The sequence below is a fragment of the Leisingera sp. ABM4_103 genome (assembly GCF_056158685.1).
In genome coordinates, this window is the sequence record NZ_JBSWTU010000004.1 from 161,304 (window position 1) to 178,811 (window position 17,508).

The 17,508-nt window shown below is 61.0% G+C and carries 15 protein-coding genes; 2 read left to right on the forward strand and 13 right to left on the reverse strand.

The genetic code is table 11. From position 1 onward, the window contains the following. Nucleotides 1-343 precede the first annotated feature (343 nt). Both ACXAED_RS01600 and ACXAED_RS01605 read left to right on the forward strand, forming a co-directional pair. Nucleotides 344-1,120, forward strand: coding sequence for a type 2 periplasmic-binding domain-containing protein (locus ACXAED_RS01600; RefSeq protein ID WP_475046364.1), 777 nt, complete (start codon nucleotides 344-346; stop codon nucleotides 1,118-1,120). Nucleotides 1,121-1,295: 175 nt separating this feature from the next. After that, entirely contained in the window at nucleotides 1,296-3,056 is a 1,761-nt protein-coding gene (locus ACXAED_RS01605) for a methyl-accepting chemotaxis protein (protein WP_475046366.1), read from the forward strand. Nucleotides 3,057-3,385: 329 nt separating this feature from the next. On the opposite strand, the gene ACXAED_RS01610 is transcribed toward ACXAED_RS01605, so the two are convergent. The 13 genes from ACXAED_RS01610 to ACXAED_RS01670 all read right to left on the reverse strand — a co-directional run bounded on the left by ACXAED_RS01610 (nucleotide 3,386) and on the right by ACXAED_RS01670 (nucleotide 17,504). Further along, nucleotides 3,386-4,189 carry an IclR family transcriptional regulator gene (locus ACXAED_RS01610; protein ID WP_475046368.1) on the reverse strand — a complete coding sequence of 268 codons (804 nt, stop codon included), beginning with the start codon at nucleotides 4,187-4,189 and terminating at the stop codon, nucleotides 3,386-3,388. Nucleotides 4,190-4,256: 67 nt separating this feature from the next. Further along, nucleotides 4,257-5,597 (reverse strand): TRAP transporter large permease, encoded by a 1,341-nt coding sequence (locus ACXAED_RS01615; RefSeq protein WP_475046370.1) that lies wholly within the window; start codon nucleotides 5,595-5,597, stop codon nucleotides 4,257-4,259. Nucleotides 5,598-5,638: 41 nt separating this feature from the next. Continuing rightward, on the reverse strand, nucleotides 5,639-6,136 hold the full coding sequence (locus ACXAED_RS01620; RefSeq protein ID WP_475046372.1) for a TRAP transporter small permease: 498 nt from the start codon (nucleotides 6,134-6,136) through the stop codon (nucleotides 5,639-5,641). A 55-nt stretch (nucleotides 6,137-6,191) separates the two neighbouring features. Continuing rightward, on the reverse strand, nucleotides 6,192-7,262 hold the full coding sequence (locus ACXAED_RS01625) for a C4-dicarboxylate TRAP transporter substrate-binding protein (protein WP_475046374.1): 1,071 nt from the start codon (nucleotides 7,260-7,262) through the stop codon (nucleotides 6,192-6,194). A gap of 176 nt (nucleotides 7,263-7,438) precedes the next feature. Next, a complete protein-coding gene (locus ACXAED_RS01630) occupies nucleotides 7,439-8,959 on the reverse strand; it encodes a class I adenylate-forming enzyme family protein (protein WP_475046376.1) in 1,521 nt (506 codons plus the stop codon). A gap of 23 nt (nucleotides 8,960-8,982) precedes the next feature. Further along, nucleotides 8,983-9,987 carry an NAD(P)H-dependent flavin oxidoreductase gene (locus ACXAED_RS01635; RefSeq protein WP_475046378.1) on the reverse strand — a complete coding sequence of 335 codons (1,005 nt, stop codon included), beginning with the start codon at nucleotides 9,985-9,987 and terminating at the stop codon, nucleotides 8,983-8,985. A 10-nt stretch (nucleotides 9,988-9,997) separates the two neighbouring features. Beyond that, nucleotides 9,998-10,777 carry an oxepin-CoA hydrolase, alternative type gene (locus ACXAED_RS01640; RefSeq protein WP_475046380.1) on the reverse strand — a complete coding sequence of 260 codons (780 nt, stop codon included), beginning with the start codon at nucleotides 10,775-10,777 and terminating at the stop codon, nucleotides 9,998-10,000. Next, complete coding sequence (locus tag ACXAED_RS01645) at nucleotides 10,774-11,199, reverse strand: PaaI family thioesterase (RefSeq protein ID WP_475046382.1); 426 nt, start codon at nucleotides 11,197-11,199, stop codon at nucleotides 10,774-10,776. The genes ACXAED_RS01640 and ACXAED_RS01645 overlap by 4 nt, the downstream gene beginning before the upstream one ends. A 3-nt stretch (nucleotides 11,200-11,202) precedes the next feature. Continuing rightward, on the reverse strand, nucleotides 11,203-12,321 hold the full coding sequence (locus tag ACXAED_RS01650; protein ID WP_475046384.1) for an acyl-CoA dehydrogenase family protein: 1,119 nt from the start codon (nucleotides 12,319-12,321) through the stop codon (nucleotides 11,203-11,205). Nucleotides 12,322-12,335: 14 nt separating this feature from the next. Continuing rightward, the gene (locus ACXAED_RS01655; RefSeq protein WP_475046386.1) at nucleotides 12,336-13,532 is read right to left on the reverse strand and encodes an acyl-CoA dehydrogenase family protein; all 1,197 of its coding nucleotides are present in this window, start codon (nucleotides 13,530-13,532) and stop codon (nucleotides 12,336-12,338) included. Between the two features lie 13 nt (nucleotides 13,533-13,545). Further along, complete coding sequence (locus ACXAED_RS01660) at nucleotides 13,546-14,724, reverse strand: acetyl-CoA C-acyltransferase (protein WP_475046387.1); 1,179 nt, start codon at nucleotides 14,722-14,724, stop codon at nucleotides 13,546-13,548. 11 nt (nucleotides 14,725-14,735) lie between these two features. Next, entirely contained in the window at nucleotides 14,736-16,829 is a 2,094-nt protein-coding gene (locus ACXAED_RS01665) for a 3-hydroxyacyl-CoA dehydrogenase NAD-binding domain-containing protein (protein ID WP_475046389.1), read from the reverse strand. Between the two features lie 288 nt (nucleotides 16,830-17,117). After that, nucleotides 17,118-17,504 (reverse strand): metallopeptidase family protein, encoded by a 387-nt coding sequence (locus ACXAED_RS01670; RefSeq protein ID WP_475046397.1) that lies wholly within the window; start codon nucleotides 17,502-17,504, stop codon nucleotides 17,118-17,120. Nucleotides 17,505-17,508 lie beyond the last annotated feature (4 nt).

Sequence of the window (17,508 nt, forward strand, 5' to 3'; positions counted from 1 at the left end):
CCGCCTTTGGCGAACCTGCTCAAAACAGTTGCGCGGGCGGGGCTGTCTTCCTTGCAGGAAATGTGTGCCTTTGGAGCTCGGGATCTCTTGTGGCAAAGGCGAGCCGACCCGCCTGAACTGTCGTCAACGACAGTTACTGCTTCCGCTGTAAGGCGGCCCATGCGCCGCGGCCTGCCTTAGGCTCTGATAGGCTGCAACCCCGCAAGATTGCGGATGTGCTGAGCGTTTATATCCTTTGCAAACTATGCCGGGACGTAAAATTGCGCGAAAGCACCGCAATAAGCAACCATTAAGATTTGCTATCTACCCTGCTTGCATCAATACTCGCAGGAGCAGACTACCAATGAAGACCCCTTTTGCCGCGTTTCTCTGCGCGGCTGCAGCACTCATGTCAACTCACGCAAGCGCCGCCGAGGTGGAAGTCCTCGTCGGGGATCTGCCGCCAATGGTCAACAAAGATGGCTCTGGCCGGGAGGCGGAGATCATCTCAACCACGCTGGAACGGTGCGGCCATACCGCCAAGTTCACCATCCAGCCGTTCACCCGCCACTGGCAGTCGTTTGAGTCAGGAAAGGGCGACGCAGTCGCCACCGTGCCTGTCGGCATGCCTACCGCCGGCACGCAGACCGAACCTTATGTTTCTTATCAGAACGGGATCTCTTTCCTTAAGTCTTCGGGTGCTCAGGTGGGCACGCTGGGAGACCTTAACGGCATGAAGATTGTTGCCTTTGAAGGCGCCGCCAGCATTATTCCGGGTCTTTCGGACGCGACCGGCGGCTTCAAATCCTATCGCGAGATGGCCGATCAGGAAACGCAGAGCAAGCTGCTGTATGGCAAGCGCGTGGATGGCATCCTCGGTGACGGCATGCTGTTTGCCGAGTTCGCTCGCCAACTGCAAGGAGTGGGCAGCGCGTCGGGGGTGGATGCCAGCCAGCCGATTGAATTCCGGGCAATCTTCGAACCGACGCCCTACGGCATGAGTTTCCGCGATCCGGCCATCGCCGAAGAGTTCAACCGTTGCTTTGCCGAGCTCGAAGAAGGAGGCAAAATCGCTGAGATCAATACCCGTTGGACCGACAAGTACCGCGATGCTCTGTCGGACAACTACATGTCTTATTGATCCCGGATTCAAACACACATCACCAAGAGGCAGAGGCGAAACTGGTTTTGTACAGCTCGCAAACGCGGGTTGTGCAAATGCAGGTCTTCACTGCCTGATTATGCGTTCGGCACCGGGCTTGGTCTGGTGCCGAAGGCCGCACGGAATTGTGCTCTTCAATTAAGCGGAGTGTCGAATGAGACGCCTGAAGAAACAGATTTTTGCGATGTCGATCAAGAAGCGGCTGCTGTTGCCGATCATCGCATGCATCGTCCTTTCAAACGCAGCCTACACAGCGTTCTGGGCGTCGAAACACTCCAGCGCGCTGCTTGAAGCCTTTGATCGTGAAGTGAACTTGGCGCAGACTTTCATGGCGCCGCCGGTAGCGGCTGCGGTTTGGGATTTCAACAGCGATGCTGCGCTGGGAGCGGTTCAGGGCGTGACCGAGATGCAGGACGCACTGTTCGCCCAGGTCCTGGTGGACGGCGACCCGTTTGCCGAGATTTTTGTGGATGAAAGCCGCCGGGAAGACTGGACTGCCGCGGTGCCTGAACTGCTGGCCGCGACCGATGGCACGACGAGCCTGCAGGCAGGCGCGCTTGCCTACATCACCTTTCCCGTGCTGCATCCCGAAGGAGGGCAAGTTGCGCAAATGGTGCTGGGTTTCAACAACGGCCGGGTGCAGGCGACGATCCAGCAGCTCTATCTGCAGTCGGCTGTCATCAGTCTTGCGGTCTGCCTGATTGTCGGCCTTGTTGTGTTCTTCTCAGCCGCCTCGGTCACCAAGCCGCTGCATCGGATCATCAGTAGAATTACCGCTTTGAGAGAGGGCGATACTGTAAGCCCGGTGCCAGAGGAAGGCCGCAGCGACGAACTCGGGCACCTGGCCGGCGCTGTCGGCCAATTTATCGAAGCGATGCGGGCAAACGCAGAGCTTGAAGAGCAGTCGCACCGCGCCGCGGAGGAGCAGGCGGGCGTCGTGCGGGAGCTGGCTGCCGGTTTGAACAATTTGGCCAAGGGATTGCTGTCGCACCGCATCACCCAGGAGATGAGCGGCGAATACACAACTCTTCGCGCAGACTTTAACCAGACGGCTGAATCGCTGGACGGGCTGATCGGACGTGTGTTGCACACCATCACCGAAATCGAAGAGCAAACCAATCGCATGGCCCAAGGGTCCGACGACCTGTCGCGCCGCACGGAAACTCAGGCGGCGACCTTGGAGCAAACAGCCGCAGCGCTGGACCAGATCACCACCAATGTGCGCGACGCTACTGAGCAGACAAGCTCTGTGGAGCACACGGTATCGGACACGCGCGCGGAAGCCTTGCGTTGCGGCGAGATTGTGCAGCGGGCGGTTGAAGCGATGCGGGAGATCGACAATTCAGCGGCCAAGATCTCCGAAATCAACGGTGTGATCGAAGGTATTTCATTCCAGACGAACCTGTTGGCGCTCAATGCCGGAGTTGAGGCAGCCCGCGCAGGCGAAGCGGGCCGCGGTTTTGCTGTTGTCGCCTCGGAAGTCCGCGCCCTGGCTCTAGCCTCATCCAATTCGGCGAACGAAATCAAAGACCTGATCGACGCCAGTTCGGACAAGGTGAAAGTGGGTGTAGGACTGGTCGATGAGGCAGGCCAGGCAATCACCCTGATCATCGAGAAAATTCAGAGAGTATCAGAACTGGCGGTTCAAATCGCGGTATCTTCCCGTGACCAGGCCGCGACCATAAGCGAAATCAATTCGGGCGTGACTGAGCTGGATCGCGTCACCCAGGAAAATGCCAGCATGGTTGAAAGATCCAGCGAGCAAGGGCAGATGCTGAAGCAGGCTGCCGCCGAACTTGCGGAGCTTGCGGCAAGCTTCAAACCCTCTCAGGAGACTGCCATCTCGGCGGTGCAGAGCAGTGCAGCCGGAGCGTGGGGCAGTCAGGGTCTGAATGAGACGCGCCTGGCAAGTTGAACTTGGCAGCAACAACCGGGAATGGCGGGGCGTTTTAGCCCCGCGTGGTGGTGAGCTTCCGCCAGAAATCCGAACGCCGGCAGAAGTTCTGATCTGCAGTTTTCCGGTCTTTGCCGAAACGCCCTCTTCTGCCGCCTGATGGGCGGCAGTCCATCTTGAATTGCGGTGATCAGAGCACGGGGCTGCGGCAAGGCTGCTTTGAGGCTAAGGCAGGCAGTTGCGGCAGAGCGCGCAAAGGCCGGAAACTACAGGAGAGGCCTTTGTTGAGCGGTGGCGTCGGGTCCGCATTGCGACGGAGGCTGAAACGCAGGGGTAGTGGCTAAGGGGCCTTATTCATTCATCACCAGCGCGGATTGCTGGCCTGTCATCCTGCGGACCTCAGAGACAGCATCTGCAAGCGCCGGGCCAACCTCGTCAGAGATACGCTGATCAGAGAGCAGCTGTGAGGTTGAGCTTGCCAGAAAAGCGACCGGTTCTCCTAAGTCAGACGGGCGGTATGGCACGGCAGCGGCGTTTATGGTCTCGGAAAACCGGTTTCCGCCCCGCACTTGGGTGTAACCGTCAGCCAGGATCTCGCCGTACGCGGCAGTTCTGATAGCCGCGAATTCCGCCTGCAATTCTTCGGGCTCATCCCCGTGGCTTTCCAGAAAACGGGCGAACTCCTCGTCGCTGAGCGCCCCCAGATATGCTTTGCCGCTGGAAGACGTATGCAGCGGCATCCGGTAGCCGACGTCCAGCCAGATTGCCGAAGAGTTCACCGGCCGCCAGGCCCTTGTCAGCAGCATCCGCCGATCGTCTCTGATGCTGATTGCTGTCAGAGTACCGGTTGCATCTGCCAGCCGCTGCATGACTGGCGAAGCAATCTCGACAAAGGCAAATGAAGCTGCTGCGATGTTGCCAAGCGCAAGCGCCGCCGGGCCGAGGCGGTATTTGTCGTGCCGCCGCCCGTGGGTCAAATAGCCAAGCGCGCACAAGGTGAAGGTCAGCCTGGAAACCGTCGGCCGCGGAATGCCGGTGCGCTCTGAGATTTCGAGGTTGCCCAGGCCGTCATCCGTCGGGCGGAATGCCCGCAGAATTGTAAGGCCCCGCGCCAGTGTGTTTGCAAATCTCTTGTCCGATGAATCGGCTGGCATGGTGTTTCCTGTATCTATGCGGGCGTCCGGCCCATGCGGGGCCTTCACTGTTCGCTGATCCTCAATACTACTGAACCGCATTTGACAGCACCAGAGAGATTGACGGGAAAGCCACCAGCAGAAGCAGCACAACCACATCGATGCTGAGGAACCGCCATATGCCGGAAAAAACCATTCCGACAGGAGCGTCCTTACCGACGACGTTAGACAGGACAAAGACGTTCAGCCCCACCGGCGGAGTGATAAGACCAATTTCGAGCAACTTCACTACAACCACACCGAACCAGATCAAGTTCAGCCCATAGGACTCCACCAGTGGCACCACCAGCGGCAAGGTCAGAACCATGATCCCGATCGGATCCAGAAACATGCCCAGCACCAGGTAGACCACGCAGATGGCAAACAGCAGCGTCGCGGTCGAGAATTCAGCCTGCGAAACCCACTCCACCAACGCGGGAGCCATGCCCGTCAGGGCGATGGCCGCAACAAAGATCTTGGCGCCCGCGGCAACAAAAAAGATGGCGCTGGTTTGCACACAGGTTTCCCGGACTGCCTGCCAGATGCCAGCCAGATCCAGCTGCCGCTGCGCCAGGCCGATTACGACAGTCAGCACGACGCTAACGGCCGCCGCTGCCGTGGCGGTGAAGTAGCCGCCGTAGATGCCGACCACGATGACGGCAAAGATCAGCGCCGCAGGCCAGGCCCTGCGGAATGCCGCCATTTTGTCGGCAAAGCTGGCGGCTTCGCCGCGGGCAGGCACCGCCGCCGGGTCTGCCTTGATCCACATGGCAATGACCAGAACAAAGCCCGCCAGCGTCAGAAGCCCCGGCAGAATGCCGGCAATGAACAGCTTGTTCACCGAAGTCTCGGTAAAGATCGCATAGATGATGAACAGGATACTCGGGGGGATCAGAGAGCCGAGTGTACCCCCGGCAGCGACGCTGGCGGTAGCCAGCCTTGGATCGTATCCAAGGCGCAGCATTTCCGGAGTGCAGATCTTTCCCATGGTCGACGCGCAGGCCAGGCTGGAACCGGTAATGGCGGAAAAACCGCCGCAGCCCATGACAGAGGCCACCGCAATGCCGCCGCGCAGGCGAAGCAGCCAAACCTTGGCCGCGTCATAGACCGCAGTCGTGATCCCGGCACGATAGGCTATGTTGCCTAGGGCAATGAACAGCGGGATCATCGACAGATCAAAGGAGTGCAGCAAATCGAACGAGTTGCTGAAGACCAGGGACGAGGTAGCCCGGAATGCACGTTCTGGCATGAAGGTGCCGGTGCGGAACGCAAGTATCGTAAAGGCCGCCAATGTCGCCACGCCGATAAGGGCAAAGGCAATCGGCACGCGAATGGCCAGAAGCACAAGCATTACGGCAAAGGCCACAAGGCCGATCAGAGCGGGATCCACGGGCAGTCTCCTCGGCAGATCTTTTGAATGTCAGATGAGTGTCAGGTTTTGTGCGGTGCGATCGCACCGCCGCGCATCAGGGTCAGCGCATCGTCCACAGCCATCACCGCAAGGCGAAACCATCCCAGGGCAATGCCCAGGACAAAGGCGAGCCGTCCCGGCCATTGCGGCAGGTTCAGATCACCGTAAAACACGCTGCCGGTTTGCCACTGATGCAGAAACTCCCTGCCGCCGGAATAGAGGATCGGCGATAGCGCCAGCAGACCGAAGAGGGTGCCGAATACCGTCAGCCACCCCGACACCCGCGGCGGCAGCAGATTGGTCAGGAACTCCACCGCGATATGCGCCCGGTGCGCGGTTGCGGCAGCCAGAGGCATCACAATCGCCAGAACCATCAGTTCACGCACGATGACAATGGTGTCCGGCACCGAACTGCTGAAGAGGTTCAGCGCCACAACATCGGCAAAGATCAGCAGTGCCAGCATAATTATGGCCGCAGCCGAGACATCAACAAAAACCCGTTCCAGCCTGTGAAGCATCCTGTCCTCCCCCTGTATTGCCAGGCGGCGCTGAGGCCGCCTGGTGCCGCAGCGATCAGTTACTGCGTGTCCACGGATACCCCTTGGCCTCAAACTCTGCGGTGTATTCAGCCACTGCTGCAGTGTAGGTTGCCATCAGCCGGTCCGCATCAAAGCCGACGCTGCGGGCATTTTCCATCCAGTCCGCAATGAAAGGTTCAGCCGCAGCATTCAGCGTTGCTTTGTCCGCTTCGCTGAGCTCGATGACCTCGATCTTGCGGGTGGTCTCACCTGCGGTCATCGCTTCCATCGCCTTGTTGTTGGCGCCGGTCACAATTTTTGCGAACTGGTCGGCCAGTTCCTCGCCCGCCTGCATCAGCACTTTTTGCTGACCAGTTTCCAGGCTGTCAAAAACCTGCTTGTTCATGAACATGCCGTAACCGCCGATCTGTCCCCAGTTCAGGACAGTGTAGCTGTCGATAACCTCGTCCCATTTCAGCGAAGGAATGATGTAGTCGTAGCCCTGGCTGCAGTCGATCAGCCCGGTGTCCAGACCCTGGTAGGCCTCATAGACCGACAGGTTCACGCGGGTTGCGCCCATTTCACCAAAGACCTTGCCGTACACGCCGGCGCCGCGGACCTTCTTGCCTTTGATGTCTTCAACCGAACGGATCGGCTCTCCGGCGCAAGCCACGTTCACGGCCGAGGCGGTGAAGGTGCCGATGTAAACCAGGTTCTGGCGGGCAAGATGCTCGGTGATCTGCGGTTCTGAGCGCATCAGGCGGTCAGCTGCGCGCATGGCAACCCAGGCATTTGGTCCTCCGATCGGGAAGTCGGCCAGCGAATATGCCGCCATCTCCTTCTGGAAATAGGCGGCGATAATGGAACCGGCATCCGCCACCCCGTCGCCGATCCCCTGCACTGCTGCGCTTGCCTTGAACAGCGCGCCGCCCCATTGGACGTCCAAGCGCAGATCACCGCCGGAAAGGTCGCTGATCCGGCTGTTGTACCACTTCAGCGCGGCCGGAACCGTGCCCCTGTCCGGGCCGCTGTGGCCGTAATAAATTACGGTTTCCGCAGATACCGCCGTTGCGCCAAGGCTGGCCGCGACAGTAAGCCCTCCCAGAAAATTCTTGATCAATCCCATGACTTGCATCTCCTCCTACAAAGTCGCCAGGTTTATTTTACTATGTGGAATTTTAAAGATCTGTCCAGAACTTTATTTCACATACTGGAATTTTATGATGGCGCTTGACTAAAGCCCGCCGCAGGCCGGGCAACCTGCCTGTGCCCTGCATGTTTCTGAGTGAACCGCGCCGAAGATTAGACGTTTTCAGCCAGTTCGCTGGCAAAGGTTTCGATCAGTTTCGCTTTCAGGATTTTGCCGGTCGGCGCCGCGGGCAGAGCCGCCGCCACTATGATGCGCGACGGACGTTTATAGGGGGCCAGGCGATCATTGAGAAAGCACCTTAGCTCCGTCTCTGTCACACTGCTGCCGGTGGCAGCGCTGACAAAGGCCAGCACTTCCTCGTTACCTTCGACAGAACGGCCCACGACGCTTGCCACCACCACATCCGGATGCTCGGTCAGGGCCGCTTCGATTTCGACCGGGTAGACATTGAAACCGGACCTGATGATCAGCTCTTTGGTGCGCCCGGCAATATGCAGCTTGCCTTCGCCGTCAAACCGGCCCAGATCGCCGGTTCGGAAAAAACCGTCCTCTGTCATAGCCGCTGCTGTTTGCTCTTTATCGCGGAAATAGCCCTTCATGACTTGCGGGCCGCCTACCAGGATCTCGCCGATCCCTTCCTCCGGCGTGGCGCCCGGCGCCGCCAAATCGAGCTTGAGAGTGCAATCGCCCATCGGCAGCCCGACGCTTATGTCGGGATCGCCAATGCTATTGCGGGTCGCGCAAACACCCGCTGTGCCCTCGGTAAGCCCATAGCCGTTTTGCAGCGGCAGGCCGTAAAACGCCTCAGCCTCACGCTTCCATGCGGGATCCAAAGGTGCACCGCCCGAAGACACAAAACGAAGTTTGGCGGCGTCATAGCGCGGCTTGCCGTGCGAGCGGGCGTAGTTGAATAAATGGGCATGCATCTGCGGCACGGCGGGCAGCAGGGTCACGTCCTCTTGCAGAGCATTGTAGAGGCGCTCCGCCGAGAATTGCGCCTCCATCCGCATTGCTGATCGCGCCAGAGTGACGGACAGCATTGTGACCAGTCCGAAAATATGGCTGAGCGGCAAGGCCAGATAGGTCACATCCGATAGCTGAATACCCCGAACCTCGGCCGACGCAGCGGCCCCTGCGATCAGGTTGGCATGTGTCAGCATGGCCGCCTTGGGCGTGCCTGTTGTGCCAGACGTGTAGAGCAGAAGAGCAACTTGTTCGCGTCCGTCCTCCGATACCGGCTCCGGCGTGGCGCCTGTCCTTGGCATCAGCGCCGCGGCTCCAAAACCGCCATGGATATCCTGGGCGCCGTAGTGATCAGCATGGGCACGGGCCGCCGCGGAGGAGGCAGCTGTAAAGACCACCGCGCTGGGGTCGGAATGCGAAAAGATCCGGTCCAGCTCAGCTGTGGTCAGCCGCGCATTGATGGCAACAGCAGATGCGTCCAGCATGCTTGCGCCAAAGAAGAACGCGATCACCTCCACGCAGTTTTCAAACACCAGAACCACCCGGTCGCCTGGCCTGACACCTGCGGTCTTCAATTGCTCCGCTGCGGCCGAAGCCGCTTGCGAGATTTCCAGCCAGGTCAGCCGCCGGCCATCCTGATCCCGCAGCGCCAAGGCGTCGGGGCGTGTTTCAGCGGCTGTTTGCAGCAGCCCGTGTACGCGGTTGTGCATGTCTTTGTTCCTCCCTTGCACTGTCACGCCGCCAGGCCCAGCCGCCCGAATGCTGCCAGCGCCTCGGCCTCAAGGCGGGCGGTGATTTCGGCAAAGGGCTCCACTTTGTCTACAAACCCCAGCGCATGGCCCGCCGACAGGAGTCCTTGCGACACGTCACCGGTGGCATAAGCCTGGCGCCCGATCTTGCCGGACACATGCTTTAGCAGTTCCTGGATTCCGATTTCGGGGTTGTCGCGTTCGAGCCGGGCAACCGTTTCTGTTGTTTGGTTGCGCAGGCTGCGCACGGTATTGCGCACCGAGTGCATAGTGAGCTGCGTGTCTAGCTCGCTGGCGTTCACCATTGCCTGCTTGTAATCCGGATGCGCGGTCAGCTCGCTGGCAACCAGAAACCTGGTGCCCATCACCACACCTGCCGCACCCATTACCAGTGCTGCCGCGATCTGCTTGCCGTGACCAATGCCGCCGCCGATCAGCCACGGGATGGTTAGCCGGTCCTCTGCCAGCCCGGCATTGACCATGCTTCCAACCATGTCCATGCCGGGATGGCCGCCGCATTCGGCGCCGACAATCGACACCATGTCAACGCCCACCTGTTCAGCCTTCACCGCATAGCGCAGGCTGGGAACCTTGTGCAGCACAGTGATCCCGGCATCCTTGAGGATCGGCATAAACGCCTCGGGGCTGCGGCCTGAGGTTTCGACAAACTGCACGCCTTCATCCGCGATCAGGCGGAACACCTCTTCGGTCTTCTCCCCCGGCACCAGCTTGGGGATCATCGAGACGTTGACCCCGAAGGGCTTGCCGCCACACATCTCCCGGCAGCGGCGGATCTCCGCGCGCAGATTATTCATCTCGGGGAAACTTGCGGCAGTGATGAACGAGACGATCCCGGCCCGTGCCGCGGCGGACACGTATTCAGCATTGGCAAGCCATTGCAGGCCGCCCGCCACAACCGGCAGGCGCGTGCCGTAGGTCCGGGTCACGGGCGTATCGAAAACCGCCGGCAGTGCAGATGTGTGGATCATTTCGGTCTCCTTAGCGGAATACAGGGGATGTCTTGGCGAGAAAGGCGCCGATGCCCGCCTGGGCCTCGGATCCGCCGAGAGCCTTGGCCATAGCATCGCGTTCATGCGCAAGCTGCTCTTCGAAGCTGGCGGTTTCTGCCTGATTGAGCAGCGCCTTGATGTCGGCGATTGCCGTCTCGGGTCCCTTGGCAACTGCGGCCGCCAGTGCTTCCGCCTTTGCGACTGCGGTGCCTGGCGGGGCTAGTTCGGTTATTGCACCCAGCTGGTGCATCCGCTCGGCGCTAAGCGGCTCGGCCAGTATCGCCATCCGCGCCACAGTTGCCCGCGGCAGCGCCTGCGTCAGTGCATAGGTAGCACCGCCATCCGGCACCAGTCCTGCCTTGACATAGGCCAGCGTGAACTTGGCCCCCTCCTCCGCGACGATCATATCCGCCGCCATCGCCAGCGACAGCCCGGCCCCGGCCGCTCCGCCTTCCACCGCTGCGATGACCGGCTTGGGACAGGTGCGGACCGCGCGGATCAGGGCGTTCAGTTTGCCGATCTGCACCCGGCGCTCTTCAAAGGGCATCTCGCGGCGTTCCTTCAGCATGTTCAAATTGCCGCCGGAGCAGAAGAAGTCGCCTTCGCCCGCCAGGATCACCGCGGCAATGCCCGGATCGGACGCCGCCCGCGCCAGCCCTTCCTGCAGACCCTGATAATACTCATAGGACAGCGCATTGCGCATCGCCGTGTTGCAGTTCCAGATGATCAGGGTCCCGCCGCGGACTTCATGCCTGAAAAGCGCGCTCATGCTGCCTCCTCTGGTTCCGTTCTGCGCACCCGCTTGAAGACGCCGGTGGAGGCCGCAATCAGTCGGCCTGCCCCGTCCCGCAAATCGCAGGCGACAAATTTGGTTGTTTTGCCGCCACCGGTAATCCGGCCGGACGCACGCACCGTCCCTTGACGGGCCGCCGCCAGATAGTTGACGTTCAGCGACAAAGTGACAAAGGGCGTTTGCCCTTGGGGGTCGCAGGATAAACTGGCGGTGATCCCGCTCGCGGTATCCAGCAGCGTTGCTGCCACCCCGCCGTGCAAGCTGCCCTGGCGGTTCAAGTGCAGGCTGGAAATCTGAAGCACGCAATGGGCCTCAACCGCCTCTGGGTCGATTTCGATGTCATACCCCATAGCCTCAAACAGCGGGATAAGGGGCCTGTCGGGGCGCAGCAGCGGCATGTGCTAACCCGCTTTCAACGCAATGAAGCGTTCCAGATGATAATCCGTGTCGCCGAACAGATGGTCGATCATCGTCAGGCGGCGGGCAAAGTGGGACAGCGCGTATTCATCGGTCATGCCGATGCCGCCGTGCATCTGGATGCATTCCTCAGCCACCAGCGCGCCCGTCCGGCCAATCAGGTTTTTGGCAGCACTTACGTGGATTTCGCGCAGGGCACGCGGCTGCTGCAGGTTGCCCGCCAGATTGATCACGGCCGAGCGTGCTTGCTCGATCTCGATCAGCATGTCCGCCATCCGGTGCTGCAGCGCCTGGAACTTGCCGATCGGCGTGCCAAACTGCTTGCGTTCCTTAAGGTAGCTGACGGTCAGGTCCTTGGCCGCTTCCATCGCACCCAGCGCTTCGGCGCAAATGGCGGTCAAGCCGCGGGCGACTGCAGCCTCCAGCGCGGCAAACCCCTCTCCGGCAGTGCCCAGGCGCGCCGTGGCGGTCAGCCGCACCCCATCCAGGGTGACCGTTGCAGCCGGGATGCCGTCAATATTCCTGTGTCCGCTGACCGTCACGCCGGGCGTATTCACGGGCACCAGAAACAGCGAAATGCCCGCCGTGTCTGCCGCATCCCCCGTCTCGCGGGCTGAAACCACCAGCGATTGCGCCTCCGCGCCGTGCAGCACATGGGTCTTGATGCCCTGCAGCACGATGGCATCGCCGTCCGTAACGGCCGAGGCCTCGACATGGTTCAAGTCATAGTGCGCGGCGGCCTCGCCATGCGCCAGAGCCGCGATATGCGTCCCGGCCATGATCTCATCAGCCAGCCCGCCGCCCAGCTCTGCTATCAGACCGCCGGCCAGCACCGCCGGCAGCACCGGTTCGATCACGCCGGCCCGCCCCAGCTCTTCAAAGACCACAATCAGATCGAAGCCTTGGCCGCCAAAACCGCCTTGCTCTTCGCTGAACAGCGCGCCCAGTATGCCAAGCTCCGCCAGCCCGGCATAAACCTCCGCATCATAGGTGGTGCCTGCAGCAATCAGCGCCCGCCGGTTCTCATGCGAATACTTGTCCGCCAGGAACCGCTGCAGCGTGTCGCGGAGCATGGCCCGTTCTTCGGTCAGGTTGAAATCCATGTCACATGCTCCCTCTACAGACCCAGAATGGCCTTGGTGATGATGGTGCGCTGCACCTCATTCGACCCGCCAAAGATCGACAGTTTGCGCATGTTGAAATAGTTGGGCGCAGAGGCCGCTGCGTATTCCGGTCCCATGGCATCGGCATTGTCGCCGCCGGTCAGAAAGTCAGGCTGGAACGGCAGCGCATCCGGCCCCATCGCCCGGCGCAAGAGCGATGTCAGCTCCTGCCGGATCACCGTGCCCTTCACCTTGAGCATCGAGCTTTCGGCGCCGGGCGCCTGGCCCTTGGCTGCCGCCGAAACCACCCGCAGATTGGTTGTCGCCATCGCCATCAGGTCGACCTCGGCCTGCGCCATGCGGGCTGCGAAATGCGGGTTCTCCGCCAGCGGCCGGCCGCCGGATTGGACCTTGGCGGCGACATGTTTCAAGGTTGCCAGCAAGGCGTTTGAAAAGCCCACTCCGGCGATATTGGTGCGCTCATGGGTGAGCAGGTACTTGGCGTAGGTCCAGCCCTTGTTCTCGTCTCCCACAAGGTTTTCCGCAGGAACGCGGACGTTATCAAAGAACACCTCGTTCACCTCCGGCTCGCCATCGATCAGCACGATGGGTCGCACGGTGACCCCGGGTGTGTTCATGTCGATCAGCAGAAACGAGATGCCTTCCTGTTTCTTGGCCTCCGGATCGGTCCGCACCAGGCAGAAGATCCAGTTCGCGTGCTGGCCCAGCGTCGTCCAGGTTTTCTGCCCGTTGACCACATAATGGTCTCCGTCCCGCACCGCGCGGGTCTTGACCGCCGCCAGGTCGGACCCTGCGCCCGGCTCGGAATAGCCCTGGCACCACCAGTCCTGACCATTCAGGATCCGCGGCAGGAATTTCTGCCGCTGCTCCTCGGAGCCAAAGGCCAGCAGCACCGGTGCCAGCATTGACAGGCCAAAGGGCAGACTGCGCGGCGCGTGGGCCAAGCAGGCTTCTTCCTCGAAGATATGGCGCTGAACCGCATTCCATTCACAGCCGCCGTATGCGCGCGGCCAGTTCGGGGCGAGCCATCCGCGTTCGCTCAGCAGCTTGTGCCACAACTCACTGTCCGCTTTGCTCAGCCGTTTTCCCAGCCGGACCTTTTCGCTCAGTTCCCGCGGCAGCGAGGACTTCAACCAGTCCCGCACCTCAATGCGGAACACCTGCTCCTCTTCGGTGAAGTTCAAATCCATCTTGCGCGTCCCTTCAGAAAATCTCGAACAGCCCGGCCGCACCCATGCCGCCGCCAATGCACATGGTCACCACGCCCAGTTTGGCCCCGCGCCGGCGGCCTTCGAGCAGCAGATGTCCGGTCATCCGTGCGCCGGTCATGCCGAACGGGTGGCCGATCGAGATCGAACCGCCGTTGACGTTGCAGATATCAGGGTCAATCCCCAGCCGGTTGCGGCAGTAGAGGGCCTGTGAGGCAAAGGCCTCGTTCAGCTCCCACAGGTCAATGTCGTCCACCGTCAGCCCGTGGCGCTCCAACAGGCGCGGCACTGCAAAGACGGGACCAATGCCCATCTCGTCGGGCTCGCATCCGGCCACCGCGAACCCCCTGAAAGCCCCCAGGGGGTCTACCCCCTCGCGCTCGGCCAGACCGCTGTCCATCAGCACCAGCGCCGCCGCGCCGTCGCTCAGCTGCGAAGCATTGCCCGCGGTGACAAAATGCCCCTCGCCCTGCACCGGCGCGAGGCCGGCCAGCCCCTCCAGCGTGGTGTTGGGGCGGTTGCAGTCATCCATGCCAAAAGTCACTTCCTTGCGGGTGACTTCACCGGTTTCCTTGTCCTCGAAGGCTTGGGTCACCGTGATCGGCACAATCTCGTCATCGAGCCTGCCCGCCGCCTGCGCGGCAGCCGTGCGCTGCTGGCTGGCCAGGGCCAGTTCATCCTGCGCTTCGCGGCTGATGCCATAGCGCGCCGCCACGATATCGGCGGTCTGGATCATCGGCAGATACAGCTCGGGCTTGTTTTCCAGTATCCAATTCTCCCGGGCCTGCGGCGGGCGCGAGGGCGGCATCTGGCTGATGCTTTCCACCCCGGCCCCGATCGCGGCCGGCGCGCCCTCCATCACGATCGAGTGCGCTGCCATCGCCACTGCCTGCAGCCCGGAGGAGCAGAACCGGTTCACGGTCGCGGCGGAAACCGATACCGGCAGCCCTGCCCGTATTACCGATTGGCGGGCGATGTTGGCGCCGGTCCAGCCTTCGGGGTAGCCGCAGCCGACCAGCGCGTCCTCAATCATGTCCGGCGCAATGCCCGCCCGCTGCACCGCATGGCTGATGGCATGGCCGGCCATTGTGGCACCATGGGTTTCATTGAACGCGCCACGGTAGGATTTGGCCAGACCAGTTCGCGCGGTGGAGACGATGACCGCCTGTTTCATTGGTTTCTCCTTCAGGTGTTCAGGCTGGCAAAGGTCCGGCCTTCAGCGGCCAGTTGCTCCAGCAGAGGCGCGGGCTGCCAAAGGATTGGGTCCTCCTCGTGGAAGCGGCAGATATCCTTCAGGATTTTATCCAGTCCTATCGTGTCGGCATAATGCATCGGGCCACCGCGCCAGCGCGGGAATCCGTATCCGTTCAGCAAAGTCACATCCACATCCAGCGGCCGCAGTGCGATGCCGTCTCCGACCACCCGCGCGGCTTCGTTCACCATTGCCGCCATGTAGCGGCTTATGATCTCATCTTCGCCGATTGTGCGCGGCGTGATGCCTTTGGCGGCACGCTCTTCAGAAATGATTTCTTCAACCTCAGGATCAGGACGCGGGTCTTTGACGCTGTCATCGTAGATATAGAATCCGCGTCCGGTCTTGCGTCCGAACCGGCCCAGCTCGCACAGCCGGTCGGCAAATTCAGGATAGGTTTCGCGCGGATCCCTGGTTGGGGCCAGACGTTTGCGGTTGGCCCAGCCGATATCCAGCCCCGCCAGATCGCCCACGGCAAACGGCCCCATCGCCAGGCCAAAGCCAGTCAGTGCCTTGTCCACCGCATAGGGGCTGGCCCCGGCCAGTACCATGCCGTAGACCGCCTTGCTGTAATGCGACAGGATCCGGTTGCCGATAAAACCGTCGCAGACGCCCGCGCGCACCGCTACTTTCTTTAGACGCTTGGCCAGCGCGAAGCCCGTCGCTACTGCGTCCGCAGCGGTTTCCGCGCCCACCACCACTTCCAGCAACCGCATCACATGCGCAGGCGAAAAGAAATGCAGCCCGATTACATCCTGCGGGCGGCTGGTCATAGCGGCGATTGCGTTCAGATCCAGGTAAGAGGTGTTTGACGCCAGAATGGCCCCTGGCTTGCAGACTTGGTCAAGCCGGGTGAACACATCCTTCTTTACGTCCATGCTTTCAAACACAGCTTCAATCACCAGATCCGCCGGTGCCAAATCCTCAAAGCTAGTGGTTGTGCTGAACGCGCCGGCAAGAATAGCATCGCGCTGCGTTTCGGTCAGTTTGCCGCGTTTCACCGCATTTTCCAGCATCTTTCTGACACTGGCCGCGGCCTTAGACGCCGCCGCTTCATCGCGTTCGGCCAGCGTCACGTGCAGTCCGCCAAGCAGTGCGCTGACGGCAATCCCGGTCCCCATAGTACCGCCGCCGACAACACCTAAATGGCTGATTTCGCGCGGCTCAACGCCTTCGATTTCTGGCAGCTTTCCGACCTGGCGCTCCGCAAAGAAGCCGTGGATCAAGGCCTTGCTCTGATCGGACGCCATCAGCTCCTGAAACAGCGCGCGCTCTTTCTTCAGCCCTTCGCTGAGCGGCAACGACATTGCCGCCTCCACAACACCCAAGCAAGTCAATGGTGCAATTGCCCCGCGTGCCGATCTGGCAGTTTCAGACCGGACTTGCTCCAGAACCGCAGGCTCCAGCTGATTGCACGGCAGGCTGCCAACCGGGCGCGGCCCCTTGCCTGCCGCGATCAGCTCGCGGGCAAAGGCGACCCCTTCAGCGGAGGCGTCGCTGCCGTCCGCAATCCGGTCGATCAGACCCCAGGACAGCGCGGTATCCGCATCAACCGGTTTGCCGCCAGTGATCAGCCGGGCCGCCTCTGCAGCCGGGACCAAACGCGGCAGTCGCTGAGTGCCGCCTGCACCGGGGAGCAGCCCCAGCGACACTTCCGGCAGGCCAAACCGGGTGCCCTTCAGCGCGATCCTGTAGTGGGTGCCCAAGGCCACCTCCAACCCGCCGCCAAGCGCATTTCCCTGCATTGCGGCGATTACCGGTACGGGCGACGCTTCGATTTCATTGATTAGATCCGGCAGAACCGGCGCTTGGGACGGCTTGCCGAACTCCCGGATATCCGCACCGGAAAAGAAGCTGCGGCCCGCGCAACAGATGACTACCGCCTTTGTCTGAACGCTGTTCAGCGCCGTCCGCAAACAGTCCTGCAGGCCTGCGCGCACCGCGTGGGAAAGAGCATTAACCGGCGGATTATCCACCTTCACAACAGCGATGCCGTCATCCATCGCCAGATTGACCAGGCTTTCCATTTTCCCTCGCACGTTGTTCTCAGAAGCTCTTGCTTGTCGATTGGTACGCAATCAGGTTTGAAATTTCAATATGTAAAATACCATTCCTATTAGCGGAATTCATCCAGGGCTGACAGGAGCAACACAACTGGCTTGCGGGTACGAGCCGGCCGACGCGAACCAAAGCGGAATGAGAATTGCTACAGCATAGGGTAATAGGCTGCCGGCGGCACTTGCGATGTCCCATCCAGGCAGCAGCAAAGGCTGCGAGCTTAAACCGTAAACGCAGCCATTGCAGTAAGCGACGGCTCAGAGCCACCATTGGTCGATCGTTGCGATCTCCTCGTCAGACCATCCGAAATGATGGGCGAACTCGTGAATAACAATGTGCGCGATCAACTCGTTCAGCCCGACATTGCCGCGATCGCGCCATTCTTCCAGAACCGGCTGCCGGAAAAGCCAGACGACATCTTGCGGCGGTGCCATGTCGAAGACCGATTTCTCGGTCATGGGAATACCCTCGTAGAGCCCCGTAAGATCGCGCGGATCCGCGATGCCAAGATCGTTCAACATGGCTGGCTCAGGCCACTCAGCAATGCGCAGAATGACGTTTTCTGCAGCAGGCCGAAAAGCTCCGGGCATGGAAGCAATGGCGGCGCGAGCGCACGTCTCGAAATATTCAAGGTCGTGGTGCATTCAC

Bases quoted from the DNA above. Each gene is read 5' to 3' on its own strand.
- ACXAED_RS01610 (WP_475046368.1), bottom strand. From the start codon at position 4,189: ATGCCAGCCGATTCATCGGACAAGAGATTTGCAAACACACTGGCGCGG.
- ACXAED_RS01630 (WP_475046376.1), bottom strand. From the start codon at position 8,959: ATGCACAACCGCGTACACGGGCTGCTGCAAACAGCCGCTGAAACACGC.
- ACXAED_RS01670 (WP_475046397.1), bottom strand. From the start codon at position 17,504: ATGCACCACGACCTTGAATATTTCGAGACGTGCGCTCGCGCCGCCATT.
- ACXAED_RS01640 (WP_475046380.1), bottom strand. From the start codon at position 10,777: ATGAGCGCGCTTTTCAGGCATGAAGTCCGCGGCGGGACCCTGATCATC.
- ACXAED_RS01620 (WP_475046372.1), bottom strand. From the start codon at position 6,136: ATGCTTCACAGGCTGGAACGGGTTTTTGTTGATGTCTCGGCTGCGGCC.
- ACXAED_RS01655 (WP_475046386.1), bottom strand. From the start codon at position 13,532: ATGGATTTGAACTTCACCGAAGAGGAGCAGGTGTTCCGCATTGAGGTG.
- ACXAED_RS01665 (WP_475046389.1), bottom strand. From the start codon at position 16,829: ATGGAAAGCCTGGTCAATCTGGCGATGGATGACGGCATCGCTGTTGTG.
- ACXAED_RS01650 (WP_475046384.1), bottom strand. From the start codon at position 12,321: ATGGATTTCAACCTGACCGAAGAACGGGCCATGCTCCGCGACACGCTG.
- ACXAED_RS01645 (WP_475046382.1), bottom strand. From the start codon at position 11,199: ATGCCGCTGCTGCGCCCCGACAGGCCCCTTATCCCGCTGTTTGAGGCT.
- ACXAED_RS01660 (WP_475046387.1), bottom strand. From the start codon at position 14,724: ATGAAACAGGCGGTCATCGTCTCCACCGCGCGAACTGGTCTGGCCAAA.
- ACXAED_RS01600 (WP_475046364.1), top strand. From the start codon at position 344: ATGAAGACCCCTTTTGCCGCGTTTCTCTGCGCGGCTGCAGCACTCATG.
- ACXAED_RS01605 (WP_475046366.1), top strand. From the start codon at position 1,296: ATGAGACGCCTGAAGAAACAGATTTTTGCGATGTCGATCAAGAAGCGG.
- ACXAED_RS01625 (WP_475046374.1), bottom strand. From the start codon at position 7,262: ATGGGATTGATCAAGAATTTTCTGGGAGGGCTTACTGTCGCGGCCAGC.
- ACXAED_RS01635 (WP_475046378.1), bottom strand. From the start codon at position 9,987: ATGATCCACACATCTGCACTGCCGGCGGTTTTCGATACGCCCGTGACC.